Source organism: Streptomyces sp. NBRC 109706, from assembly GCF_000974485.1.
Lineage (GTDB): Bacteria > Actinomycetota > Actinomycetes > Streptomycetales > Streptomycetaceae > Streptomyces.
Genome location: NZ_BBOM01000010.1, coordinates 461371 through 486689 on the forward strand (window position 1 = coordinate 461371; position 25319 = coordinate 486689).

At 72.9% G+C, this 25319-nt stretch carries 23 protein-coding genes; 4 read left to right on the forward strand and 19 right to left on the reverse strand.

The window, feature by feature from the left end; all coding sequences use genetic code 11:
- Nucleotides 1-3 precede the first annotated feature (3 nt).
- From AOM46_RS35945 to AOM46_RS24505, 4 genes are all read right to left on the reverse strand, one after another.
- The gene (locus tag AOM46_RS35945) at nucleotides 4-348 is read right to left on the reverse strand and encodes a chaplin (protein WP_062215026.1); all 345 of its coding nucleotides are present in this window, start codon (nucleotides 346-348) and stop codon (nucleotides 4-6) included.
- Between the two features lie 125 nt (nucleotides 349-473).
- The gene (locus AOM46_RS24495) at nucleotides 474-1619 is read right to left on the reverse strand and encodes a DUF5685 family protein (protein ID WP_062215028.1); all 1146 of its coding nucleotides are present in this window, start codon (nucleotides 1617-1619) and stop codon (nucleotides 474-476) included.
- Between the two features lie 140 nt (nucleotides 1620-1759).
- Nucleotides 1760-2845, reverse strand: a complete 1086-nt coding sequence (locus AOM46_RS24500) for a S1 family peptidase (protein WP_062215030.1) — start codon at nucleotides 2843-2845, stop codon at nucleotides 1760-1762.
- 500 nt (nucleotides 2846-3345) lie between these two features.
- Nucleotides 3346-4263: a S1 family peptidase gene (locus AOM46_RS24505; RefSeq protein ID WP_062215032.1), complete on the reverse strand. Its 918-nt coding sequence runs from the start codon at nucleotides 4261-4263 to the stop codon at nucleotides 3346-3348.
- A gap of 363 nt (nucleotides 4264-4626) precedes the next feature.
- Between AOM46_RS24505 and AOM46_RS24510 the strand changes: the two genes are divergently transcribed.
- Nucleotides 4627-5070 carry a cell division protein SepF gene (locus tag AOM46_RS24510; protein ID WP_062215034.1) on the forward strand — a complete coding sequence of 148 codons (444 nt, stop codon included), beginning with the start codon at nucleotides 4627-4629 and terminating at the stop codon, nucleotides 5068-5070.
- A 799-nt stretch (nucleotides 5071-5869) separates the two neighbouring features.
- On the opposite strand, the gene AOM46_RS24515 is transcribed toward AOM46_RS24510, so the two are convergent.
- Both AOM46_RS24515 and AOM46_RS24520 read right to left on the reverse strand, forming a co-directional pair.
- Nucleotides 5870-7069 carry an acyl-CoA dehydrogenase family protein gene (locus tag AOM46_RS24515; protein WP_062215036.1) on the reverse strand — a complete coding sequence of 400 codons (1200 nt, stop codon included), beginning with the start codon at nucleotides 7067-7069 and terminating at the stop codon, nucleotides 5870-5872.
- Between the two features lie 47 nt (nucleotides 7070-7116).
- Nucleotides 7117-8697, reverse strand: coding sequence for an MFS transporter (locus AOM46_RS24520; RefSeq protein ID WP_062215039.1), 1581 nt, complete (start codon nucleotides 8695-8697; stop codon nucleotides 7117-7119).
- Nucleotides 8698-9043: 346 nt separating this feature from the next.
- Between AOM46_RS24520 and AOM46_RS24525 the strand changes: the two genes are divergently transcribed.
- A complete protein-coding gene (locus AOM46_RS24525; RefSeq protein ID WP_062215041.1) occupies nucleotides 9044-9994 on the forward strand; it encodes a phosphatase PAP2 family protein in 951 nt (316 codons plus the stop codon).
- Nucleotides 9995-10027: 33 nt separating this feature from the next.
- Here AOM46_RS24525 and AOM46_RS24530 read toward each other — a convergent pair whose 3' ends face one another.
- On the reverse strand, nucleotides 10028-10243 hold the full coding sequence (locus AOM46_RS24530; RefSeq protein WP_062215043.1) for an I78 family peptidase inhibitor: 216 nt from the start codon (nucleotides 10241-10243) through the stop codon (nucleotides 10028-10030).
- Between the two features lie 397 nt (nucleotides 10244-10640).
- On the opposite strand from AOM46_RS24530, the gene AOM46_RS24535 reads away from it, so the two are divergent.
- Complete coding sequence (locus AOM46_RS24535) at nucleotides 10641-11423, forward strand: hypothetical protein (RefSeq protein WP_107080164.1); 783 nt, start codon at nucleotides 10641-10643, stop codon at nucleotides 11421-11423.
- A 189-nt stretch (nucleotides 11424-11612) separates the two neighbouring features.
- Nucleotides 11613-11867, forward strand: a complete 255-nt coding sequence (locus tag AOM46_RS24540) for a hypothetical protein (RefSeq protein WP_067226530.1) — start codon at nucleotides 11613-11615, stop codon at nucleotides 11865-11867.
- 19 nt (nucleotides 11868-11886) lie between these two features.
- Here AOM46_RS24540 and der read toward each other — a convergent pair whose 3' ends face one another.
- The 12 genes from der to AOM46_RS24600 all read right to left on the reverse strand — a co-directional run bounded on the left by der (nucleotide 11887) and on the right by AOM46_RS24600 (nucleotide 25317).
- Nucleotides 11887-13377: a ribosome biogenesis GTPase Der gene (der, locus tag AOM46_RS24545; protein WP_062215045.1), complete on the reverse strand. Its 1491-nt coding sequence runs from the start codon at nucleotides 13375-13377 to the stop codon at nucleotides 11887-11889.
- A 147-nt stretch (nucleotides 13378-13524) separates the two neighbouring features.
- The gene (locus tag AOM46_RS24550) at nucleotides 13525-14172 is read right to left on the reverse strand and encodes a 1-acyl-sn-glycerol-3-phosphate acyltransferase (RefSeq protein WP_062215047.1); all 648 of its coding nucleotides are present in this window, start codon (nucleotides 14170-14172) and stop codon (nucleotides 13525-13527) included.
- Nucleotides 14169-14864 (reverse strand): (d)CMP kinase, encoded by a 696-nt coding sequence (cmk, locus tag AOM46_RS24555; protein WP_062215253.1) that lies wholly within the window; start codon nucleotides 14862-14864, stop codon nucleotides 14169-14171. The genes AOM46_RS24550 and cmk overlap by 4 nt, the downstream gene beginning before the upstream one ends.
- A gap of 205 nt (nucleotides 14865-15069) precedes the next feature.
- On the reverse strand, nucleotides 15070-16155 hold the full coding sequence (locus AOM46_RS24560; protein ID WP_062215049.1) for a prephenate dehydrogenase: 1086 nt from the start codon (nucleotides 16153-16155) through the stop codon (nucleotides 15070-15072).
- 57 nt (nucleotides 16156-16212) lie between these two features.
- A complete protein-coding gene (locus AOM46_RS24565; protein ID WP_062215051.1) occupies nucleotides 16213-17370 on the reverse strand; it encodes a pseudouridine synthase in 1158 nt (385 codons plus the stop codon).
- On the reverse strand, nucleotides 17370-18056 hold the full coding sequence (scpB, locus tag AOM46_RS24570; protein ID WP_062215053.1) for an SMC-Scp complex subunit ScpB: 687 nt from the start codon (nucleotides 18054-18056) through the stop codon (nucleotides 17370-17372). The genes AOM46_RS24565 and scpB overlap by 1 nt, the downstream gene beginning before the upstream one ends.
- Nucleotides 18053-19102, reverse strand: coding sequence for a segregation/condensation protein A (locus tag AOM46_RS24575; protein ID WP_062215055.1), 1050 nt, complete (start codon nucleotides 19100-19102; stop codon nucleotides 18053-18055). Before AOM46_RS24575 ends, scpB begins: the two co-directional genes overlap by 4 nt.
- Before the next feature lie 50 nt (nucleotides 19103-19152).
- Nucleotides 19153-19749 carry a hypothetical protein gene (locus AOM46_RS24580; protein WP_078857153.1) on the reverse strand — a complete coding sequence of 199 codons (597 nt, stop codon included), beginning with the start codon at nucleotides 19747-19749 and terminating at the stop codon, nucleotides 19153-19155.
- The gene (locus tag AOM46_RS24585) at nucleotides 19734-20900 is read right to left on the reverse strand and encodes a ParA family protein (protein ID WP_370592760.1); all 1167 of its coding nucleotides are present in this window, start codon (nucleotides 20898-20900) and stop codon (nucleotides 19734-19736) included. The genes AOM46_RS24580 and AOM46_RS24585 overlap by 16 nt, the downstream gene beginning before the upstream one ends.
- Before the next feature lie 351 nt (nucleotides 20901-21251).
- Nucleotides 21252-22364 (reverse strand): alanine dehydrogenase, encoded by a 1113-nt coding sequence (gene ald / locus AOM46_RS24590; protein ID WP_062215256.1) that lies wholly within the window; start codon nucleotides 22362-22364, stop codon nucleotides 21252-21254.
- Between the two features lie 141 nt (nucleotides 22365-22505).
- The gene (locus AOM46_RS24595) at nucleotides 22506-24626 is read right to left on the reverse strand and encodes a tetratricopeptide repeat protein (RefSeq protein WP_234313952.1); all 2121 of its coding nucleotides are present in this window, start codon (nucleotides 24624-24626) and stop codon (nucleotides 22506-22508) included.
- Nucleotides 24627-24672: 46 nt separating this feature from the next.
- A complete protein-coding gene (locus AOM46_RS24600; RefSeq protein ID WP_062215061.1) occupies nucleotides 24673-25317 on the reverse strand; it encodes an NUDIX hydrolase in 645 nt (214 codons plus the stop codon).
- Nucleotides 25318-25319 lie beyond the last annotated feature (2 nt).

The following is a 25319-nucleotide window of genomic DNA, read 5'->3' on the forward strand; positions in this document are numbered from 1 at the left end:
AGCTCACTTGTTGACGCAGGTGTTGCCGATGGCCGGGTTCAGCAGGCCGATGACGTTGATGCTGTTGCCACACACGTTGACGGGGATGCTGATCGGGACCTGGATGACGTTCCCGGAGAGCACGCCGGGCGAGCCGGCCGCGAACCCGACGGCGCCGATCTCGGTGTCGCCGTGGTGACCGCCGCCCTTCCCCTTCTTGTCGTCCTTGTCGTGCTTGTCACCCTTGTGGTGGCCCTTGTCGGAGGACTGGGGCTGGACGGGCAACTCGGAGGCGACCGCGGCCGAGCCGGCGCCGAGAACGACGGTGCAGGCAACGGCGGTGGCAGCCGCAGCGGTGCGAAGACGCATGGGTGTACCCCTCGGTAAGGAAGAACTGAACGGGAAGATCACACCCTGTTCGCCCGCTCCGACCTGGGCATTGCTCCACAAGGAGGCGTGTCGGTTGCCGGGGGGTCACGGCCGGTGGGCGCGGCTCAGCAGTCACAGGAGCAGCAGTCACAGGAGCAGCCGTTGCCGCCCTCCCCCTGCCCACAGCACCGGCAACAGTCGCAGCAGTCACAGCAGTTGCCGCAGTCCCCCTTGCGGCACCAGCCCTCGCGCCGCTTGCCGTTCCAGGGATCCTCGTACTCGCGGCGACAGCAGATCTGGCAGCTGCAGAAGAGGCCCGTCCAGACGGCGCAGCCGGCCTGCGGACCGCGCCGGACCGGGGGCGGCTCCACCGGCGCGCCGAACGCGGCCGAGGCGCCCGGCGGCGCGTGCCCGCAGCCGGCGCCGAACGTCCGGTCCACCGCCTGGGCCAGCTCGTGCACCAACAGCGCGTGCGCCAGCCGACCGTCCGTGAACTCCGCCTCGGCCAGGGCCAGTCGCACCCCGTGCACCGCGTCGTCGCAGAGCCGACGCACCTCGGGGAGCGGGGTGCCGGTGATGTCGATCGGGTTCCACAGGCCGGCCGACCGGTCGGCCTCAAGATCCTCCACCGCGTCCAGCAGATGGGCCAGCCGACCGAAGAGCCGGCCCGCCTCGGCCAGCACGGTCGCGTTCTCCGGGCGGCCGGCGAGCCGGGCGGTGTGCGCGAAGACCGCGCCGGTGGCCGTCTCGGTCGGCTCGGTGACGGTCAGCAGCGGGCTGCCGAGCCCGGCGAGCGATTCGACGGACTGCTGCCGGCTGACGGCGTCCACCAGCACCGCCGTGTCGAATCCGGCCCGCGCGCCGCCCCGGGCGCCCGCGCCGTCCCAGCTCCTGGCCACCCGGGTGGCCGCGGCGGCCAGCGTGCGCCGGCGCAACAGGCCGTCCCCGTCCTGCACATGGTCCCTGATCTTGGCGGAGGCCAGCACCAGCGAGACGGCCGCCGCCAGCCGGGCGCCGTCGCCGGCGGCCACCCTGGCGGTGCGCATCCCGCGCAGCGGACAGGGCCCGGCGGTGCGCCGATCGCCCCCCGGCGCGGCGGTCTGCGCGTCGTGGAGCACCGATATCAGCAGGCCGTCGTAGTTGGTCGCGATCCTCGCCGCCTGCCCGTGGGTGCCGCGCAGCGCCAGGCAGAGCCCGCACAGATGGCCAAGCCACTCCTCGCGCAGCCGCGACGAGAGCCGGTGCTGACAGGGTCTGATGATTCCGAACACGCGTAACTCCCCCTGGAAACGCTGCACTTAGCGCTCGGAGCCCTGTCGACGACGTCAGGGCCCCCGACCGGGTGAGGTCGGGGGCCCTGACCGCGTCGCGGTGCTCCCGGCCGCCTCGGCGGCCGGGCCGTGCGCTCTCGTTACGGGATGCTAGCGCCCACCGCGGCCAGCGCGTCCGTCACGGGGTAGAAGAACGTGACGCCGCCCGAGGAGCAGTTGCCGCTGCCGCCCGAGGTGAGGCCGATCGCGCTGCTGCCGGCGAACAACGCGCCACCGCTGTCGCCCGGTTCGGCGCAGACATTGGTCTCGATCGTGCCGTAGACCGTGCCCTGCGGGTAGCTGACGGCGACATCGGTCGCGACCACGGAACCACCGTGCAGGCCGGTGGTGGAGCCGGAGCGCTCCACCGACTGACCGACGACCGCCTCGGCGGCGCCGGTGATCTGCTGGGTGGTGCCGTCGTAGCGGTTCACCTCGCTCGGGTTGTCCACGCTGGTCGAGTACTCGACCAACGCGTAGTCGCCGCCGGGGAACTCGCCCTGGGTAAGGGTGCCGACCGCCGAACCGCCCGACGAGGCGGCCCAGGAGCTGCCGACGCTGCCGCAGTGGCCGGCCGTGAGGAAGCCGTCGGTGCCACCCGCGGTGACGTTGAAGCCGAGCGAGCAGCGCGCGCCCGAGCTGTAGATCGCGTCACCACCGGCGAGGAAGGGCTGGAACTCCCCCGCCACGGTGTTGAGTTCGGCCAGCTCGCCGAGTTCGGCGACGCCCCGCTCGATCTCCGCGAGGTCCCCGGCGGCCACGGTGGAGTCCACCTTGACCTGGACCGCGTTGCTCAGCGGGTCGACGGACCAGGACGTGCCCGGCACGGCGAACGCCTCCACCTCGGTCATCACCCCGTTCAGGGTGTCCAGGCTGTGCTCGACCAGCCGGGCCTCGGCGCCGGACGCCGTGACGACGGCCGCCGCGCTCTCGTCGAGCACGTTGACCACCAGGGTCCCGGACTCGGCGTCGAAGTAGCTGCCGGCGGAGGCCGATTCGCCCAGCTCCTCGACCAGGGTGGTGGCGAGCGTTCCGGCCTCGGCCGAGGACAGCACGCTCGGGGCGGCGGTCTCGGCCGCCGCGGGTTCGGCGCTGGCCTGGGCCACCGCGAACGAGCCGGCGAACAGGGCCGCCGCGCCGGCGGCGGCGATGGTAACGCGCCGGGTTGACTTGCGTCGTTGTGTCACGCTTTTTCCTCCTGTGGGGGTTGGAGCCTTCGCTCCGGAGAGAGCACCGACGCGGTCCGGACCATTGGGCGGCCCGTCACGTCCATGCCAAGCGGTACCGGCGAGTATTCCCAGCACACCCCGGGCCACACAAGGACAAGTTCCTGCCCCGACCAGATCATCACACCGGTGCGGGTAATGCGCGTAAACCGGCCAGAACACTCCCCATTTCCCCGACGGGAGACGCCCAGTCAGCGCAACGGGGGCGCGCCACACCCGCGCACGGAGTGACGTTCACGACCCGAGGAGTGGAGTAGACCTGTCCGAAAAGCAGCGCTGACACCTCGCCAGCTCCGCACTGTGGTCACCTTTTAGCAAGCGCGTAACAAAGAACCGTCCACGCGCGCCCCCCGAATGCCTCACTGCCCCCACCCGATCCCGGGTGGGGGCAGTGGTCAAGCGTCCCGCCATGGCCATCAGGGGATGCTCCCCTGATGGCACGGGCAGGGATGGGGAACGACTCAGAGGATGGTCGCCCCGTAGTCGTTCAGGGCCTCGACGACCGGCTGGAAGAACGTCGTGCCACCGATGGAGCAGTTGCCGCTGCCACCCGAGGTCAGGCCGATCGCGGTGTTCCCGGCGAAGAGCGGGCCACCGCTGTCACCGGGCTCGGCGCAGACGTTGGTCTGGATGAGACCGGAGACGATGTCCCCGCCGCCGTAGTTGACGGTGGCGTTGAGACCGGTCACCGTGCCGCCGCTCAGGCCGGTGGTGCTGCCGCTGCGCTGCACGGACAGCCCGATGGTGGCGTTGGCCGCACCGGTGATGTCCCGGGTGGTGCCGTTGTACAGGTTCACCACGCCGGGGCGGGGGACGGAGGAGTCGTAGCGCACCAGGCCGTAGTCGTCACCCGGGAAGCTGGCGTCGATGCTGGGGCCGATGTAGGTGCTGAGGCTGGAGTTGGTGTACCAGCCCGGCAGGCCCTCGGTGCAGTGACCGGCGGTCAGGAAGTAGTCGGCACTGCCGATCCGCACGTTGAAGCCGGCGGAGCAGCGCCAGCCGGCACTCGCGTAGATGGCGTCGCCACCGGCCAGCAGGCGCTGGATCTTGCCCTCGGCGCGCTCGAAGGTGATCGCGGTCGACAGTTCGCCGGCGCGCTCGCTGATCTTCGCGATCTCCGCGGCCGAGACGGTCTCGTCCACGGTCACGCGCAGGGTGTTGGACTCGTGGTCCACCAGCCAGGCGGTACCGGCGACGTCCGCCGCCAGCACGGCGTCGCTCGCGACCGTCAGCTCGGCGCTGGAGAAGACCCGCGCCTCCTCGGCCTGCGCGGAGCCGGGCAGGGCGAGGGCGGTGGCTGCCAGCAGCCCCGTGACCGCGGCGAGAAAACCGACGCGACGGGACTTGCGGCTGTGGGGGTTGGTGCGCTTCAAACTCACGTACTTCCTCCAGTCAAGGAATCGATGGACCCGCTGGGTGAACGGGTCCGTGAGGCGTGGTCAGGAACCACGGTTTTTGCCATGACCCTGACAAGCGCTGGTCGAATCTTCTTCACATACCGGCCGGTTGCCAAGAACGCTTTTCAGCCACGAGGCTGGAGATCACCCGTATGGCCGCCGGAGACGAACTTACTCTCCGTCAGTCGTCAGTTACCACAACATCGCTGATGAGACGCCACGTCGAATGCACCAGAACCGTCACGAAACTCGTAACAGGCAGGTATCCACATGGCACAACATCCGCATCATGGACGACGATAGGCATGCGGATGGGTACAGGCCGCGTCAGGAGAGGAGGCGACCATGGGATCGGTACGAAAGGCCAGCGCCTGGCTGGGCCTCGTCGATGACCGCGAGATGCGTTACTACGACGACGAGTACGCCGAGGGGCCCGAGACCGGGAACGGCCCCGCGCCATGGACGACCGACCCGCGTCTGCGGGTGGCGGCCAAGGCGGCCGAGGAACAGGGCAGCCGTATCGCGATGGTCACTCCGGAGAACTTCCGGGACGCCCGGCGCATAGGCGAACTGTTCCGGGACGGCATCCCCGTGGTGATCAACCTCACCTCCCTGGAGACCGCCGACGCCAAACGCGTGGTGGACTTCGCCGCCGGCCTCAACTTCGGCCTGCGCGGCACCATCAAACGGGTCGCCAACCGCGTCTTCCTGCTGACGCCCGACACCTACGACGTGGTCACCGAAGACCCCAGACGCGCCCACGACGACGGCTTCTTCAACCAGAGCTGACCCCTGCGCGGGGGGCGTCACGCGGCGACGCGTGTGTGGCGGGGGTGACGGCGTTCCCGCCGTCACCCCCGCCACACACGCGCGCTCGGCCCGAGCGCTTCGCGGGCCTGGGCCCGGGTCGACACCGGACAAGCCGACTCGGCGGACGCGGAGTCAGCCCTCCGGGGAGACCCCAGAGACCGCCGGCGCAGGAGCCCCGCTCGGTCTCCGTCCGACCGCCGGCCCCCTCTGCGGAACGCCGCCACGCGGCCCCCACCCCCGGGCCGATGCCGAGGGAAGCCCCACCGGGGCAGGCACAACCCCAGGGACCGCAGAGCAACGCCACCGCGCAGCGGGGCGGGCCCCTTCCCCAGGGTCTCGTCGAAACACCGCCGCGCGACGGCTTGCGTCTTGCGGGCCGGTGCCTCGACACCACCCCACCGGACGCACACCGCGCAGCGGCCAACACCTCGCCAACCGACCCGGGCCGACTCCGGAAGAACCCCACCGGCCACAGGCCCGGCCTCGGCCGACGCCCTGGGAAGCTCCCACCGGAGGCCGGCTCACCCCGGGGACACCGGAAGAACGCCGCCGCGCGGCGGCTTACGTCTCGTGGGCCGGTGCCTCGACACCGCCCCACCACACGCCGCGCCCAACACCCCACCAACCGGCTCCGCCGGCTCCGGAAGAGCCCCACCGGTCGCAGGCCCTCCCCCCGGGATACCGGGAGAGCGCCGCCGGGCGGCGGCTTGCGGCTCTGGTGGGGTCCCCGGGCCCCTGGGCCCGGGGCGGCGCGGCCGCGCGGTCAGCGGATGCGCGGTCAGCGGAAGGCGTCGAGGTCGGTGAGGGCCTTGCCCAGGATCAGTTGGTGCATTTCGCTGGTGCCCTCGTAGGTGAGGACCGACTCCAGGTTCGCCATATGACGCATCACCGGGTACTCCAGCGAGATCCCGTTGGCGCCCAGGATCGTCCTGGCCTCCCGGCAGATCGCCAGCGCTTCGCGGACGTTGTTCAGCTTGCCGAAGCTGACCTGTTCGGGGAGCAGCCGGCCCGCGTCCATCCGGCGGCCCAGGTGCAGCGCGAGGAGCAGGCCCTTGTGCAGTTCGAGCACCATGTCGGCGAGCTTGGCCTGGGTCAGTTGGAAACCGCCGATGGGGCGGCCGAACTGCTCGCGGGTGCGCGCGTACTCCAGCGCCGTCTCCACACAGGAGCGGGCCGCGCCCAGCGCGCCCCAGACGATGCCGTAGCGGGCGTGCGCCAGACAGCCGAGCGGGGCGCGCAGCCCGCGCGCCCCGGGCAGCGCGGCGTCCGCCGGCAGCCGGACCCCGTCCAGCACCAGTTCGCTGGTGACCGAGGCACGCAGCGACGCCTTGTGCCGGATGTCGTGGGCGGTGAAGCCCGGCCGGTCGGTCGGCACCACAAAACCCTGGATGCCGTCCTCCGTCCTGGCCCAGACCACCGCGACCTCCGCCAGCGAGCCGTTGGTGATCCACATCTTGCGGCCCGTCAGCACCCAGTCGTCGCCGTCCCACTCGGCCCTGGTGCGCATCCCGGCCGGGTCGGAGCCGTGGTCGGGCTCGGTCAGCGCGAAGCAGCCGATGGCCTCCCCGGTGGCCATCCTCGGCAGCCAGCGCCGGCGCTGCTCCTCGGAGCCGAACCGGTGGATCGCGTACATGGCCAGGGAGCCCTGCACCGAGACCAGGGACCTGATGCCCGAGTCCGCCGCCTCCAACTCCAGGCAGACCAGGCCGTACTGGACCGCGGAGGCGCCGGCGCAGCCATAGCCGTCCAGCGTCATGCCCAGCGCGCCGAGCGCCCCCAACTCGCGTGCCAGGCCCCGGGGATCGTCGGGCGCCCCGCGTTCGAACCACTCGGCCACCCGGGGTGTCACCCGCTCGGCGGCCCAGCGCCTGACGGTGTCCCGCATCGCGAGATCGTCGGGCGCGAGCAGTTCGTCGAGCCCCAACGGGTCGGCGGGGTCGAACGCGACGGGTGGCGGGGACGGTTGGTCGTTCGGCATCTTCGGCTGCGGCCCTTCGCTGCGGGTGGAGGCGAGCGCCGCCGACGTTACGGGCGGGTAACCCGAGTCGGCAAGGGCCCGCCGCCGGCCGCGTCGGCGTCGTCCGCCGCCCCCGCCGGCGACCGGGGCAGCCGGAGTGCCGCGAGCGCGCCGACCAGCAGCAGCGCGGCGCTGGTCAGCAGCGTCATCCGCATTCCGTGCACAAAGGCGTCCCTGGCCGAGGCGCGCAACGCCTCGGCGACCGGGCCCTCCAGCCGGTCGGCCACCCCCAGCGCCTCGCCCAACGAGTGCCCCGCGGCCTCCGCATCGGCCGGGGCGACCCCGTCGACGCTGCGGACCGCCGGGCCGTAGAGCGCGTTCATCACGCTGCCCAGCAGCGCTATCCCGATCCCGGCGCCGAACTGGTAGGCGGTCTCGCCGACGGCCGCCGCCTCTCCCGCCTGGACCGCCGGGGCGTCGCTGAGCAGGGACTCGTAGGAGCCGAAGAGGGTGGTCTCCAGGCCGAAGCCGAGCAGCACGAAGCCGACGCCGAGCAGCAGCGGCCGGTCCGTGTCGTCCAGTCCGGTCAGCAGGAACACGGCGAGCGCGGTCAGCGCGAAGCCGCCGGCGACCATGGCCCGTGGCCCCAGCCACAGCAGCATCCGGGAGCCGAGCAGCCCGGCGGCGATGGCCGCCAGGCTCAGCGGCAGCAGCCGCAGGCCGGTCTGGAGCGGGGAGAGGCCGAGGACCAGCTGCAGGTACTGCGCGGCCACCAGGGCCAGGCCGACCAGCGCCAGCACCGTCAGCACCACACAGCCGACCGAGGCGCCGAACGCGGGCCTGGCGAACGCGGACAGGTCCAACAGCGGGCGTTCCGCGGCCCGTTGCCGCCGTACGAAGGTCACCAGGAGCGCGGCGCCGAGCGCGGCGGCCAGCAGCGTGCCGGGCGTCACGAGGTCCCCGCCGCCGGCCCGCTTGACGGCCAGGATCGCGGAGAAGAGACCGGTGGCGGCGAGCAGCGCGCCCGTCACGTCGAAGGGGCCCGAACCGTCCCCGGTGGACTCGGGCACCAGCAGTCGGGCCACCGGCAGGCAGACGGCCATCAGCGGAACGTTGACCAGGAAGACCGAGCCCCACCAGAAGTGTTCGAGGAGCAGCCCGCCGAGGAGCGGGCCGATCGCCGCGCCCACCGCCGCGACCGCGCTCCAGATCCCGATGGCCAGCGCCCGCTCCCGCCGATCGGGGAAGACCTGCCGCAGGATGGAGAGCGTGGCCGGCATGATCATGGCCCCGCCGGCGCCGAGCAGCGCGCGGGCCACGATCAACGCGAGGGGTCCTCCGGCGAACGCGGCGAAGGCGGAGGCCAGTCCGAAGCAGGCGCAGCCGAGCAGCAGCACCCGGCGACGGCCGATCCGGTCGCCCAGGGAGCCGAAGAGGATCAGCAGCGAGGCGCAGACCAACGGATAGGCGTCGACGATCCACAGCAGTTGGACGCCGTCGGGCCGCAGATCCTCGCTGACCGCGGGCACCGCCACATGCAGCACCGTGGCGTCGACGGCGACCAGGAACAGGCTGACGCACAGCACCACCAGGACCGTCCAGCGGTTCCGCTCGGTGGCGGGGGATGCGGGCTGGGGAACCCCGGACATCCACGCCCCTCCCGTCTCATCCGTCGCGCGGCGACACACCCCTCACGGCCACGGGGGAACCCCGACGTCGCGCGGGCGCGGGCGTGGTGCGGAGGGCAGACGGGGGGACAGCCTACGGCAGGCACCGCCGGCCACCCGAGGGCGCCGGTCCCGTTCACCGTTCGACCCCCGGGAAAAGCAGATGAACGGACTCCGGAAAAGCCGGATGACGGCTTATCCGATGACGCGGGAATTCGTAAACCGGGGAGAAAGTCGGAGGCTTGCTCGGTCCCGATCACATCACATCGCCATTACGAAGGCGGGCCACGGGAGGAAGCCAGGTATCACTGGCGGTAATCTTGCGAGAGTGCGCATCGACCGATTCTTCGCCCGCCTCGAACAGGAGGCACGCCCGCCGGACGTGCCGCCCCCTGTTATGAGCCCCACGCGCCTGGGCGTGCTGTGGCTCACCGCGAGCATCTACGCGGCCATCGTGGCGGCGGTCTGCACCACCTCCTGGCTGGTCCGGCTGGACTGGCAGGTCATGCTCTTCCGGCCCTACAAGCAGTGGCCCGAGATGCACGCCTTCCTCGACTACTTCGTGGTGCTGGGCCAGCGCGGCCCCACCGCGGTGCTGATCGCGGCCTGGCTGGGCTGGCGCTGCTGGCGGCAGCGAACGCTGCGCCCGCTGCTGGTGATGGCCACCGCGCTGCTGCTGCTCAATCTCTCGGTGGGCGCGGCCAAGCTGGGCATGGGCCGGGAGGGCCCGCACTACGCGACCTCCATCGGCTCCAACGAGATGTGGCTGACCGGGGATATATTTCCCTCCGGTCACACCGCCAACGCCGTGGTGACCTGGGGCATTCTCGCCTATCTGGCCACCACCCCGACCGCCCGCAGGACCCTCTCGGTGATCGCCTCCGTCTTCGCGCTCGGCGTCGGCGGCACCACCGTCTACCTGGGCACCCACTGGGTGAGCGACGTACTGCTCGGCTGGGCGGCCGGTCTGCTGATCCTGCTGGCGCTGCCCTGGTGCGAGCCGCTGATCATCAAGGCCGACGCCACCCTGCTGCGGTACTGGGACGGGCTGCGCCGCGCCCGGCCGAAGCCGACGGGGCTGCCCACCTTCGAGGTGCGCCCGACCGTGCTGAGCGCCGCGCCGCGCGGGGACGAGGAGCCTCGGCCGCGCGTCGAACCGGCGGTCGCCGGTCGGCCGGGCGCCGGGCGGCCGGCCAAGGTGGGGCTGCGCGCCCCGGGCGCCACCCGGCCGCATCCCGCGCATCCGGAGCAGCCGGTCGGCCCGGCCAGCCGGCGCTGAGCCGGCCGGGGCGAGGCGTTCGGGCGTCGGGGCTCAGCCGCGCCAGCAGCGCACCACCGAGCCGTCCTGGACGGCGAAGTTGATCCGGCCCGGCATGAACTCCATGGTCACCATCGCGTCGGGGGCCAGCCGCCGGACCGTGCGCCAGCCCCGCCCTCTGGCACGTTCCTCGGCCTGGTCGGCACCCAGGCCCACATAGGCATCGGGCTCGTCGTCGGGGGACCTGGGCGGCTTCGGAAGGGATGGCATGGGCACACCGTACGGCCTGCCCGCCACCACCCGGAAGTCCCACGGGGATCGGCGAACTGTCACGCTTGTGTCACAGCCGCCCGCCCTTTCGTCCCTTCAGGGGAACGATCCGTCGGGCTTTTGACCGGCCGTCGGGAATTACCGGTGACGCCGCCTCGGCGGGTTATCGGTCCGCTTTTCCGACGACCCGAAGGACGGTATTCAGGACACGCGGAATTCACGCCCCAGGTGAACCTCGGTGAACGCCGGGTTTATGTCGGCGGTGCGGGAGGCGCCCCCGGGGCCGGCGGGGCGATCCCGCGGATTCACCACAGCCGCGTGACCCGGGCGCGTCTCGGGCCGTTGTGCACGGGGCACCCGCCGTGACGGCGGGGAGAACCCGAACCGAGGAGCGACCGTGTCCCCCTTGCTCGACGTCAGCGACGACGTACGCGCCGAGATCGGCGACGAAGAAGCCGAACGGCTGCTCGCCGGCGAGAACGCCCCGGGCGCCTACGACTGCACCTCCTGCCGCACCCCCGGCAACACCTCCCAGGAACGCACCAGCACCGTGCTGTTCGTCGGCGGCGAGACCGCCGTGCTGGCCTTCGCGCACGCCTCCTGCATCCCCTCCCAGGTGGTCTCCGTCTCGGAGGAGCAGCTGCGCGGCGCCGTGCGCTCCATCACCGGCGAGACCCAGCCCGGGCAGAGCGGCGAGGCCACCCGTGGACAGGCCGTGCTCGGCGTCACCTGCGGCCAGATCCTGATCGACGACGAACTCTTCCCGGCGATCGTCGTGGAGCCGACCGAGCCGATCGTCCGGCCCGGCTCCCAGGGCCCGGGCGACGACTTCCTGCCGCTGCTGATCGAGGGCGGCTTCATGCCGGTGTCGGATGTCGCCAGGGCACCGAGCATGCTGGGCGGCTGGTCCGTGCTGCTGGCCATGGGCAAGCTGCACGCGGTGCTGCAGAACGATCCGGCGGGCGGTGACGCCAGCGCCTGGTGGCAGGCGCACGAGCCGCTGTCGGTCACCGACGGCTGGCGGGCCAGCGCCAACCAGCGCCATACGGTGTTCGTCTACGCGGCGCCGGCGGGCACCATCGGGCAGCAGCCGCGCGAGGACCTGCTGCGGGAGGCGCTGGAGAAGGCGGCGGCCGGCGGGCTGCTGGTGGCCGCGGCGATGCCGCTGGCCGGCACCTGACGGGCCAGCCGCGGGGCCCCCGGCGCCCCCGGTGGGGCGCCGGGGGCCCGGGCGTTCCTGAGGCGATCGGGTTCCCGGCGGGACGGGGCCGCATCCGGCGCCCCGGCCGGTCGTTGGTTGGGCGTGCACCCTTATGAGCCCCAGCGATCCGCGCAGTCCCTCCGTCCCGCGTCCGCCGCCATCCCCGGGATGCGGGCCCCCTACGAACGGGCGGGCGGTGGTTCGCCCACGCCGATCTACGACGCGCTGTGCGCCGAGTACCGCCGGCTGTTCCGGGCGCTGCCCGGCGACCGCAGCGGCGAGGAGGAGCTGGGGTTCGTCGGGTTCAACACCATCAGGGGCGTGGGGCTGAGCAGTTGGCGGCAGCTGGACTACCGGTCGCTGCCCGCCACCCGGGCCGAACTGCCCGCCGGCTCGCCGGCCGAGCCGCACAACGAGCGCTGACCGGCCGGCGAGCCCGACGTCACTTGTTCCGGCCGCGCTTCTCCCGTACCCGCACCGACAGTTGGATGGGCGTCCCCTCGAAGCCGAACTCCTCGCGCAGCCGCCGCTCGATGAAGCGGCGGTAGCTCGCCTCCAGGAAGCCGGAGGCGAAGAGCACAAACCGGGGCGGACGGGTGCCGGCCTGGGTGCCGAAGAGGATCCTGGGCTGCTTTCCGCCGCGCACCGGGTGCGGGTTGGCGGCCACCAGCTCGCCCAGGAAGCCGTTGAGGCGCCCGGTGGGCACCCGGCTCTCCCAGCTGGCCAGCGCCGTCTCCACCGCCGGGACCAGCTTCTCCATATGCCGCCCGGTGCGCGCCGAGATGTTGACCCGGGGCGCCCAGCGCACCCGGACCAGCTCCTGCTCGATCTCCCGCTCCAGGTAGTAGCGGCGCTCCTCGTCCAGCGTGTCCCACTTGTTGTAGGCGATCACCAGGGCGCGACCGGCGTCGACGGCCATGGTGATGATGCGGGTGTCCTGCACGCTGATCGGCTCGTTGACGTCGATCAGCACCACCGCGGCCTCGGCCTTCTCCAGGGCCGCTGCGGTGCGCAGCGAGGCGTAGTAGTCCGCGCCGCCCTGCAGGTGCACCCGGCGCCTGATGCCGGCGGTGTCGACAAAGCGCCAGGTCCGGCCGCCCAGCTCGATCAGCTCGTCGACCGGGTCCCTGGTGGTGCCGGCCTCGGCGTCCACCACCACCCGGTCCTCCCCCGCCACCTTGTTCAGCAGCGAGGACTTGCCGACGTTGGGCCGGCCGATCAGCGCGATCCGGCGGGGGCCGCCGACCAGATCGCCGAACGTCTGCTCGGGTGCCTCGGGCAGCGCGTCGAGCACCGCGTCCAGCATGTCGCCCGTGCCCCGGCCGTGCAGCGCCGACACCGGATGCGGCTCGCCCAGGCCGAGCGACCACAGATAGGCGGCCTCCGCCTCCATGTTGGGCCCGTCCACCTTGTTGGCGCAGAGCACCACCGGCTTGCCCGCCTTGCGCAGCAGCTTCACCACCGCCGCGTCGGTGTCGGTGGCGCCGACCGTGGCGTCCACCACCAGCACCACGGCGTCGGCCGCCTCGATGGCGAACTCGGCCTGGGCCGCCACGGACGCCTGGATGCCGAGCACGTCCTGCTCCCAGCCGCCGGTGTCCACCACCTTGAACCGGCGCCCGGCCCACTCGGCCTCATAGCTGACGCGGTCCCTGGTGACCCCTGGGCGGTCCTCGACGACCGCCTCACGGCGGCCCAGGATGCGGTTGACCAGCGTGGACTTGCCCACGTTGGGGCGGCCGACCACGGCCAGCACGGGCAGCGGCCCGGACGCGGCGGCGGCCAGCTCGCCCTCGATCTCCTCGGCCTCGAAGCCCTCCCGCTCGGCCAACCGCAGAAACTCGCCGTACTCGACGTCGCCGAGCGCGCCATGCCCAGCCGCCTGCCCGTCGCTCGGCCCGTCCACGGCGCCTGGGGGGTTCTGGTCGTTCATGGCGTACGTCTACCTCGTCCGTCTGTCGTCCTGTGTCGCTGATGGTGTCGTTGATGGTGTCGTTGGTGATGGTGTTGCCGAATGCTGTCGCTGGTGCTGTCACCGCCGGGCCCGTCCCGCGTTCGGGGGCGGGCCGTCCAGTGTCCCTCACCGGCCGGTGGCGTGCCGTGCCTCCCGCAGATGGGCCGCGAGACGCCGCTGGATGACGGTCGTCGCCTCGTCCAACGCGGCCCGTCCGCGTCTGCTTCCCCCGGGCGCGGCGACCGTGAAGGGCTCGCCGAAGACCACGTCCAGGCGACCGCGCAGCGGGGGCAGCGCGGGGACCAGCCGGCTCGCCCGCTCCGCGCCGCCCAGCACGGCCACCGGCTGTATCGGCGCCCCGGTGCGCAGGGCGAAATAGGCGACGCCGCCCCGCACCGAGGCGAAGTCGCCCTGGCCGCGCGTCCCCTCGGGGAAGACGCCCAGCACCTCGCCTTCGTCGAGCACCCGCAGGGCGCCGCGCACGGCGCCCAGGTCGATCTCGCCACGCGCCACCGAGAGCTGCCCGATGCCGCGCAGGAACGAACCCAGCGGACCGACGAACGCCTCCCGCTTCACCAGGAAGCGCACCGGGCGCGGGGAGCTGCCCAGCAGCACGGGACCGTCCACGTTGTGCGTGTGGTTGACGGCCAGGATCAGCGGGCCGGCCGGCGGCATCCGCCAGGCGCCCAGCACCCGGGGGCGCCACACGGTGTGCACCACGCCGAGCGCCAGCCGGCGCCCTGCCACGGCGCCGCGGGCGCCGGATGGGGTCATCGTGGCTGCCGCCCCCGCTCCTCGATGAGGGTGACCACGCACTCGATGACCTGTTCAAGGGTCAGCTCGCTGGTGTCCACCTCGGTCGCGTCGTCGGCCTTGGCCAGCGGCGAGGTGGTGCGGCCCGAATCGGCCGCGTCCCGCTTGAGCAGCGCGGCCCGGGTGGCGGCCACCTCGGCGGCGGCGCCCGGCTTGCCCGCCAGCTCGGCGCTGCGCCGGGCCGCCCGCACCTCGGGGGACGCGGTCAGGAAGATCTTCACCTCGGCGTCCGGCAGCACCGTGGTGCCGATGTCCCGGCCCTCCACCACGATGCCCTCCACCGCCTCGGCGGCGATGGAACGTTGCAGCTCGGTGATCCGGGTGCGCACCTCGGGCACCGCGCTGACCGCGCTGACCGCGCCGGTGACCTGCTTCCCCCTGATGGGCGCGGCGACATCCGTGCCGTCCACGACGATGGTGGGCGCCAGCGGGTCGGTGCCGGAGACGATGGTCGGCTTGCCGGCGGCGGCGGCCACCGCGTCGCGGTCGTCGACGTCGATCCCGGCGTTCAGCATCCACCAGGTGATGGCCCGGTACTGGGCGCCGGTGTCCAGATAGCGCAGCCCCATGCGCGCGGCCACCGCCTTGGAGGTGCTCGACTTGCCGGTGCCGGAGGGGCCATCGATGGCGACGACGACGGGAGTTGCAGCCACGGCGGTGGACACCTTTCGCAGGTTCGGGACGGGACGGGAGCCTCGGGCTCCTCGGCGTGCTGGGGGCGGCTGGCCCCCGGCAGCGCGCTGGTGGAGGCGGCGCCACCCTGGATGCCTGCGCCGACCCACCCGGAGAAGGGTACCGGCCCCCGGCCGCCCGCCGACCAGCCGCCCGGGCTCTGCCGGAGGATCCGGGAGACAGGCGCTACCGCCGGATCGTCCAGCCCCGCTCGCCGAGCGCGGCGGCCAGCGCCGGCGCCGCCGACGGCTCCACCATCAGCTGCACAAGACCGGACTGCTGCCCGGTGGCGTGCTCGATGCGCACATCCTCGACGTTGACCCCGGCCCGGCCCGCGTCGGCGAAGATCCTGGCCAGCTCGCCGGGACGGTCGGTGATGGAGACGGCGACCGTCTCATAGCTGGTCGGCGCGGCACCGTGCTTGCCCGGCACCCGTTCCCGGCCGGCGTTGCCGCGCCGCAGCAGCGCCTCGACGCCCGCGACGCCCGCCTCCCGTTTGGCCTCGTCGGCGGATTCGAGGGCGCGCAGCGAGCGGACCGTCTCGTCCAGATCGGCGGCCACCTCGGCCAGCACGTCGGCGACCGGGCCCGGGTTGGCCGACAGGATCTCCACCCACATCCGGGGGTCGGAGGCGGCGATCCTGGTCACATCCCTGATGCCCTGGCCGCAGAGCCGCACCGCGGCCTCATCGGCCTCCCGCAGCCGGGCCGCCACCAGGCTGGAGACCAGCTGCGGGGTGTGCGAGACCAGCGCCACCGCCCGGTCGTGCGCCTCGGGCGCCATCATCACCGGCACGGCGCGGCACAGCGCGGCCAGCTCCAGCACCAGGTTGACCACCTCGGTGGCGGTCTCCTGATGCGGGGTGAGCACCCAGGGCCGGCCCTCGAAGAGATCGGCGGTCGCGGCCAGCGGCCCTGACCGCTCCCGTCCGGCCATCGGGTGCGTACCGAGGTAGCTGGTGGGGTCGCCGCCCAGCTCCACCAGCTCCCGCGCGGGGCCCGCCTTGACGCTGCCCACGTCCACATAGGCGCGGGCCGCGCCCCGCCGCTGCAGTTCGGCGACGGTGGTGGCGATCTGGGCGGGCGGGACGGCGACCAGGGCCAGCTCGACGGGACCGGTCGGCGGGTCCTCGCTGCCGGCGCCCAGCGCGGAGGCCGTGCGGCGCTGGTCGGGGTCCCGGTCGACGAGATGCACCCGGACGCCACGGGCGGTGAGCGCCAGGGCGGCGGAGGTGCCGATCAGGCCGCAACCGATGACGAGGGCGGTGCGCATCCCATCAGCCTAGCCGCCGGAACGCGCCCCGTTCGATCGGCCTCGGGGGCCGCCGGCTCACAGCCCGACCTCCCGCATCAGCCGGCCGACCTCGGTGTTGGTCATCCGCCGCAGCCAGCCCGACTTCTGGTCGCCCAGCACGATCGGCCCGAAGCCCGTGCGGACCAGTCGATCGACCGGGAAGCCGACCTCGGCCAGCATCCGCCGCACGATGTGCTTGCGCCCCTCGTGCAGCGCGACCTCGACCAGGTAGTTGCGCCCGGTGTTCTCGACCACCCGGAAGTGGTCGGCCTTGGCGTAGCCGTCCTCCAGCTCGACGCCGCTCTTGAGCCGCTTGCCGAGATCGCGCGGGATGGGCCCCTGGATCGCGGCCAGATAGGTCTTGCGCACGCCGTACTTGGGGTGCGTGAGGCGGTGCGCCAGCTCGCCGTGGTTGGTGAGCAGGATCAGCCCCTCGGTCTCGGTGTCGAGACGACCCACGTGGAAGAGCCGCGTCTCGCGGTTCTGCACATAGTCGCCGAGGCACTGCCGCCCGTCCGGGTCCTCCATCGAGGAGACCACCCCGGCCGGCTTGTTGAGGGCGAAGAAGAGGTACGACTGGCTGGCGACGGTGAGCCCGTCGACCTTGATCTCGTCCGTCTCCGGGTCGACCCGCCGCCCCTGGGAGGTGACGATCTCGCCGTTGACCTCGACCCGCGACTGGTCGATCAGCTCCTCACAGGTCCGCCGGGAGCCGAGACCGGCCCTGGCCAGCACCTTCTGCAGCCGTTCGCCCTCCGGCTCGCCGAACGTGGTGGGCAGCCGCACCGACGGCTTGTCGTGCCGCTCGCGGTTGCGCTCCTCCAGCAGGGCGTCGTACTCGCGGGACCGGCCGGGCGCCGGACGCCGCCGGGGACCGCCCTTGCCCTGGCCACGGGGGCCGCCGCCCTGACCACGCGGGCCACCGCCCTGCGGACGGCCACCGCCACCCTGGCCCCGGGGGCCACCGCTCTGGGGACGGCCGCCGCCCTGGCCGCGTTCGCCGCCGGGCGCGCCCTGGCCCCGGCGGTCGCCGCCTCCGCCCTGGCCGCCGCTCTGCCCGCCCTGGCCCTGGTTGTAGCGGCGCTCCTCGGGACGTGGCCGACCCGCGCGCTGTCGCCGGTCGTCGCGGTTGTCGCCCGCGCCCCGGTTGTTCCGGCTGGTGTTCCGGTTGGTGTTCCTGCCGCTGCTTCGCATCAATGATCCGTTGGGGAGTCGCCGCTGTCGTCTGCATCTACGTCGAACGACGGCACCCCCTCCTGGCTCTCCCCCTCGATCTGGTCCGCTTCGGGTAGGAAGGGCGCCAGCTCGGGAAGCTCGTCCAAGCCGCGCAGGCCCATCCGCTCCAGAAAGTAGTGCGTCGTCCCATACAGGATCGCACCTGTTTCGGGTTCGCTGCCCGCTTCGGCCAGCAGCCCCCGCTGGAGCAGGGTCCGCATCACGCCATCACAGTTCACGCCACGGATCGCGGAGACCCGGGAACGGCTCACCGGCTGCCGGTAGGCGACCACGGCCAGGGTCTCCAACGCGGCCTGGGTGAGCCTGGCGTGCTGGCCGTCCAGCACGAAGCGGTCCACGACCTTCGCGTAGGCGGGCCGGGTGTAGTACCGCCAGCCGCCGGCGACCAGCCGCAGCTCGAAGCCGCGCCCGTCCCTGGTGTACTCGTCGGCCAGCTCGCGCAGCGCGTCGGCGACGTCCCGGCGGCGGTGGCCGAGCACCTTGGCGAGGTGTTCCTCGCTCGCCGGCTCGTCCACCACCATGAGCACCGCCTCAAGGGCCGGCTTGAGCAGGGTCGGCTCCTCGGCGGCCCCGGCCGCCCCGTCCGTGCCGGCAACCCCGTCCGCCCGGCTTGTCGCCGCCTCGCCCGCCGCTGTCTCGGTCATTCCGCCTCCTCCGTGGGACCCGGCGTCCCGTCCTCGGGACCGTCGGGATCCCCGGCGGCCCGGTCGAACTCGTCGCTCACCCGCGCCCGCCCCGGGTCGACGCCGCTCCAGCGGACCGTCAACGGGCCCAGTGCCTCGTCCTGTTCGAGCGCGACGACACGTTCCCGGTACAGCTCAAGCAGGGCCAGGAAGCGCGCCACCACGGTGAGGGTGTCGGGGGCGTCCGCCGTCAGCTCGGCGAAGGTCGCCGCGCCCAGCTCCCGCAGCCGGGCGATCACCACCTCGGCCTGCTCGCGGACGCTGACCAACGGGGCGTGGATGTGCTCGACATACACCTCGGGCTTGGGCTTGGGCAGCATCGCCTTGGCCGCGAGCCGGGCGAAGCCCTCGGGCCCGATGGTGATCACCACCTCGGGCAACAGCTCGGCGTGGTGCGGTTCCAGACCCACGGTACGGGGGTGCCGCAGGGACTCGTCGGCCAGTCGCGCCGAGAAGATCTCGGCCACCCGCTTGAACGCGCGGTACTGCAACAGCCGGGCGAACAGCAGGTCGCGGGCCTCCAGCAGGGCGAGGTCCGCCTCGTCCTCCACCTCGGCGGTGGGCAGCAGTCGGGCGGCCTTCAGATCCAACAGGGTCGCGGCGACCACCAGGAACTCGGTGGTCTGGTCCAGGTCGCCGTCCGGGCCCATCGCGCGGAGATGGGCGAGGAAATCGTCGGTGACCCGGGACAGCGCGACCTCGGTGACATCGAGTTTGTGCCGCGAGATCAGCTGGAGGAGCAGGTCGAAGGGCCCCTCGAAGTTCTCCAACACCACCCGGAACCGGCCGTCCTCGGCCTCCGCCGCCGCCTCCCCGGCCTCCCCCGCCGGTGCCGCCTCCGGTTCGGGGGCGGCGTCGGGCTCGTCGCGGTCCGCCTCGGCGGGCCCGGCGGGTTCGACGGGCGCCTGGGGCGGGTCCGGCGCCGGCGTGGCGTCGGTCGACGCGCCCTCCGGGGGCCTTGCGGGGCCGGTTCCCAGAGGGCGACGTGGTCGGGTGGGCGGGGTCATCGCCGGGCAGGTTACTCCCCGGCGCGCCGGCGCCGGGGCGCGCCGCGCGGTCAGCGACCGCGCAGTCGGCGCACCAAGATGCTGGCGTCGCCCCGGGATTCGAGGTCGGCGAGCACCACGGCGACGGCCTCGCGAACGATCCGGCCGCGGTCGACGGCGAGGCCGTGTTCGCCGCGCAGTACCAGCCGGGCGTGCTCCAGGTCCATCAACTCCTCGGCGGAGACATAGACGGTGATCTTCTCGTCGTGGCGCTCGCGCCCGCTGGGCCGGCGCCCGGCGCCCCGCCCCTTCCGGGGCGTCGCGGGGGCCCCGCCCCGCGCGCCGGCGTTCTTGCCGGCGGGCGGAACACTGGGGCGGCCCGCGCCGTCCCGCTGGGGTTGGCCCGGGACCTGGGGCTGCTCACGCCCCGACCGTTCCCGCGCCGGCCCGGCGCCCGGCTCACGCGCCGGGCGCGCGCCCCGGGCCCCCGCGCCCTCGTCGGACGCGGGGCCCGCCGCCTGGGCCGACTGCTCGGCCCCGGCGGTCGGTTGGCCATCGGGCCCCGGCTCGCCCTCGGTGTGCTCGGGAGGGGTCGACGGCTGTACCGCCGCCCCACCGGTACTACGGAACAGTTCGTCGGCCGCCGGAAGGCTCACTCGGCGTGGCACCGGGCGAGCACCTCCCTGGCGAGCTGCCGATAGGCCGCCGCCCCCACGGAGTTGGAGGCGTAGGTAGTGATCGGCTCCCCCGCGACGGTGGTCTCGGGGAAGCGGACCGTGCGGCCGATGACCGTGTGGTAGACGCTGTCGTCGAACGCCTCGACGACCCGGGCGAGCACCTCACGGCTGTGCACCGTGCGGGAGTCGTACATGGTCGCCAGGATCCCGTCGAGCCGCAGGTCGGGGTTGAGCCGCTCCTGCACCTTCTCGATGGTCTCCGTGAGCAATGCGACGCCCCGCAGCGCGAAGAACTCGCATTCGAGCGGCACGATCACCTTGTGCGCCGCGGTGAGCGCGTTCACGGTGAGCAGGCCGAGCGACGGCTGACAGTCGATGATGATGAAGTCGTAGTCGCTCAGCAGCGGTTGGAGGCCGCGCTGGAGGGTCGACTCGCGCGCCACCTCGCTCACCAGCTGCACCTCGGCGGCGGAGAGGTCGATATTGCTCGGCAGCAGGTCCATGCCCGCCACGGCCGTCTTGAGCAGTACCTCATCGGGGGCCATGCCCCGTTCCATCAACAGGTTGTAGATGGTGAGGTCCAGCTCCATGGGGTTGACCCCCAGTCCGACCGACAGGGCGCCCTGGGGATCGAAGTCCACCAGGAGCACCCGGCGTCCGTACTCGGCCAGCGCCGCGCCCAGGTTGATGGCCGAGGTGGTCTTGCCCACCCCGCCCTTCTGGTTGCACATGGCGATGACCTTCGCCGGTCCGCGCTCGGTGAGCGGGCCCGGGATGGGGAAGTACGGCAGCGGGCGGCCGGTCGGCCCGATGCGCTCCCGGCGTTGCCGGGCCGCGTCGGGGGCGATCGTGGCCGCGTATTCGGGGTCGGGCTCGTATTCCGCGTCCGGGTCGTAGAACTGCCCGTCGGGGATGTCTTCGTAGTCGGGATAACGGTCGGTCTCGCCGGCCGTTCGGTTCGCTGTTACGGCACTGGCCTCGTGGCCGTCCGTGCTCTGATGCGCTGTCATGCTCGGTTGGCTCTGGTGGGTTGCGAAGGTATGAACAGCGACGGAGCCGATGCCCGTCGAATCCGAGGCGCTCTGACGCCGCTCCGGGACCCCTGGCTGTGCTCCCCTGGGAGTAATTATCGACTCATTCACAAGTCGTCTTACCTCCTTGGGGACCAGGAAACTTCTAGACAGAGTCAGCGTTGCACCATGCCGACGTTTGGCGACTCTATGGCGTGTCGGCGGTCCGCAGCAACACAATCCACCGGACCGGCACGGATGTGTCGGCCATCGAACAATCGCTTGTCAAGGGCCCATGCTTCGCGAGACGGGCGATTCCCACCCCTTCCCAGACGGCTAAACGGCGACGTTAGCGACGAGTTGGGGGCTTCTCGGGCGTCTCGACGAGCCGCCCGAGTGGCTGAATCGACACGGTGGTCGAACGCCCCGATGTGACATTCCCGATGTTGACGCGAGGAGTTGACCCGGTGGGGGGACGCTCCCTCAGGCAAGGACCTCGGACGGTGCGACAAACGGCAGTTGGTGGGCCTCGGCGACGGGACTGTTGGTCACCTGACCCTCGTGTGTGGCGAGCCCGGCCGCCAGCCCCTCGCTCGCCCGCAGCGCGGAACGCCAACCGTGCGCGGCGAGTTGGGTGATGTAGGGCAGGGTGGCGTTGGTCAGCGCGTATGTCGAGGTACTGGGCACGGCGCCCGGCATGTTGGCCACGCAGTAGAAGAGCGAGCCATGCACCGGAAAGGTCGGCTCGGCATGGGTGGTGGGCCGTGAGTCGGCGAAGCAGCCACCCTGGTCGATCGCGATGTCGACAAGGACACTTCCCGGCCGCATCCGGGACACCAGCTCCCCGCTCACCAGACGAGGCGCCCTGGCACCCGGGATCAGCACGGCGCCGATCACCAGGTCCGCGTCGAGCACGGCCCGCTCCAGGGCGAACGCGTTGGAGGTGACGGTGCGCACCCGGGTGCCGAACACCCGGTCGAGATCGCGCAGTTTGGCGGTGTCCTTGTCCAGCACGGTGACCGTGAAGCCCAGCCCCACGGCGATCTGGGTGGCGTTCCAGCCCGCGACCCCGGCGCCGATCACCACCGCGTGGCCCGCCGGGGTGCCGGGGACGCCGCCGGGCAGCACGCCACGGCCGCCCACCGGGCGCATCAGGTGATAGGCGCCCACCTGGCTGGCCAGCCGGCCGGCCACCTCGGACATCGGCGCCAGCAGCGGCAGGGCGCCGCCGGCCGTCACCGTCTCGTAGGCGATGGCGGTGGTGCCGGCGGCCACCAGCGCCTCGGTGCACTCCCGGGAGGCGGCGAGGTGCAGATAGGTGAAGAGGGTCAGGTCCTTGCGCAGCCGGTGGTACTCCTCGGCCACCGGCTCCTTGACCTTGAGCAGCAGGTCGGCCTCGGCCCAGACCTGGTCGGCGTCGGCCAGCACGGTGGCGCCGGCGGCGACGTACTCCTCGTCGGGGATGGCGGAGCCACGGCCGGCGCCGCGCTCCAGATAGACCTGGTGGCCGCCGCTGACGAGCTCGTGTGCGCCGGCCGGGGTGATGGCCACGCGGAACTCGTTGTTCTTGACCTCGCGGGGGATGCCAACCTTCATGTCGATCACGGTCCTTGGGTCGCGAAGCTGAGTCGCGGAGCTGCGGCGCGGCCTCGGGTGGAGACCTCCGTCACAACCTGCCGCAAAGGATGCTTTGACCATTTTAAGCAAGGAGAGAACGCTGTCTACCCTTGGTTTCAGTCAATCATCTCCGTGCTTCATCTGCGTTTCATAAGTGTGTCCCTCTGGGGAGACAGAGGATTCCACCGCCGGCCCCGGCCGCTCCAGCACCGGGACCGGCTCGTTGAGCAGCGTCTGCGCCACCGCTCGGTGGACGGCCGCCCGCTCCGCGTGGCCGAGCCGTTCGGCGGCGTCCGCCAGCCGCAGCCGCAGCGCCGCCTGGAGCCGGCGGTCCCCGGTGCCGGCGGCCAGCCGCAGCGCCTCCTTGCCGGTGCGCTCCGACTCCTCGTACTGCCCGGCGTACTCCTGGATGCGGGCCGCCTCGGTGAGCGAGCGCGCGTGCGCCTGGACATCGCCCCTTCTGCGGTGCGCCGAGGCGGCGGCCCGCCAGGCGCGCAGCGACTCGTCCAACTGGCCGTCATAGGCGAGCACGGCGCCGATCCGGCCGTGCAGCCGGGCCTCGCCGGCCAGATCGTCCCTCGCCTGGGCCAACGCGACGGCCCGGCCGTACCAGTCGGCCGCCCGCTGCCAGTCGCTCAGCTCCGCGTAGGTGCCGCCGATGGACTCCAGGGTGCGGCCCACGGCCAGCGGATCGGCCGCGTCCCCCTCCGCGCGGGCCTCCTCCAGGGCCGCCCGGTAGCGGGTCAACGCCTGCGGCAGCCGACCGGTGCGCGCGTCCAGGTCCCCCAGGTTGAGCAGCGCCGCGGCCTTCTCCCTGGTCAGCCCGAGGCGGGTGGCCACGCCGAGCACCAGCTCGTGCAGCTGGTACAGCTCGGGCGCCGCCTCGTCAGGTCCCCGGTGCGCGATCAGCGCTCGGGTCAGGGCCGCGATCAGCCGCCTGGCCAGGGTGTCCAACTCCCCGTCGGAGACGGCGACCCGGGCGGCGGCGAAGAGCGCGGGCAGCCGGGCGGTCAGCCAACGACCGGCGGCCCCCGGGCTCTCGAACCGGAGCGAGCGCGGCAGCCCGGACAGCCACTGTCTGGCCGGCGAGCCCGACGGCTCGGTGGTGGCGTGGCAGGCGCGCAGCAGCCGCACCGTCCGCTCCAGCGTCCTGGCCCGGGCCAGCAGCGCGTCGCCCGGCCGCTCCTGGGCGCGCAGCAGCGCCCCGAGCAGCGGGTCGAGGCAGCCCGGCACCCGGTACTGCGGGCCGACGCCTGCGACGGGCGGCTCGGCCAGCGGGCGGAGCAGCCCGAACGCGGCGAAGTCGGTGAGCAGGGTCTCGGCCAGTCCGGTCGGGCAGCCGGCCAGGGCTGCGGCGACATGGGCGTCGACCAGACCGCCGGGGGCCAGCGTGAGCAGCCGCAGCATCCGCGCCGCCGGCGTCGGCAGCGCGGCGTAGACCAGGCCGAACGCGCGGTGCAGCGGCAGGTCCGCCGGATCGGCGGGACCGCTGTCGTGCAGCGGCAGATGGTCGGCCCCGGCAGCGATGCCGCAGACCGCGTCGGCGATGGTGTGTTCGGGGTGCAGGGTGAGCCAGCCGGCGGCCAGCACCAGGGCGGCCGGCAGATCGGCGCAGAGCTCGGCGAGGCTGTCGGCGGCCCCCGGGTCGACGGTGCCCCGGACGGGCCCGCCGCCGCGCGCCAACAGCCGGACGGAGAGCGGCCGTTCCAGGCCGCCCAGGACGCAGGGCCGCACGTCGGGGACGCCGGTGAGCGGGCCGCCGGCGACGGCCAGCACCAGACAGTCCCGGTTGTCGGGGACCAGCTCGGCCAGCTGGTCGGCGGTGGCGACATCGTCCAGCAGCAGCACGGCCCGCCGGTCGGCCAGCGCCTCGCGCAGCAGATCGGACAGCTCGGCGTCGTCGCCCCCAGCGGGGGCCGGCACGCCGAGCCGGGCGAGCAGTTCCCTGGCGGTGCGCGCGGTGGGCACCGGAACGCCGCCCGGGTCGGTGAGCCGGGCGTGGCAGACGCCGTCCGGATAGTCGCCCGACCCGGCCAGCTCGGCGGCCAGCCGCTCAGCCAGCGCGCTCCTGCCGGAGCCCGGCCGGCCGGCGACCAGCAGGACCCGCCCGCGCGGCGCCGGCCGGCCGGCCAGGGTGTCGAGTCCGGCCCGCTCGATATCGGCGCGCAGGGTGGCCAGCTCGCGGCGTCGGCCGAGAAAACCCCCGCCGTCGGTGACTGTCTGTTCCGTCACATCCGTCACGGGCCGAGCGTATGCCAACGCCCCGGGGAGGCGAGGTCAGGACACGTCAGCCGGGGAACGGGCGGGCCGGCCAGGGGGCGTCGGCCGGGCGCAGCGCGTCGAGCCCGTCCCCGGCGCCGGCCGCCTGGTAGGCCAGCACGCCGAGCGCCAGGCAGCTGTTGTGCAGCTCCCCGGCAAGCACCCCGCGTACCAGGTCGGCGACGGGCACCCGGGCGTGCCGCATGTCGGCCTCCTCGGCGAACACCTCGAACCGCTCGCCCTCGGCGTCCGAGAGCCCGCACGCGAGGAAGATCCGCACCGCCTCGTCGGTGCCGCCGGGCGAGGTGTAGACGTCCGTGAGCACCCGCCACTCGTCCGCCTTGACGTGAGCCTCCTCGTACAGCTCCCGCTGGGCGGCGTGCAGCGGGTTCTCGCCGGGGACGTCGAGCAGGCCGGCGGGGATCTCCCACAGCTTGTGGCGCACCGGATGCCGGTACTGCTCGATGACGACCGCCCGGCCCTGCTCGTCCAGCGCCAGCACCGCGACCGAACCGGGATGGACCTGGTAGTCGCGGTGCACCTGGCCGCCGTCCGGCAGGGTGATCCGGTCGGTGCGGACGCTGGTCTTGTTTCCGGTGAACGGGGTCTCGGTGGCCGTGACGGGCCACCGGGACGGGGAGTCGACGACGCGTTCCGGGGACTGTTGGGTCATGC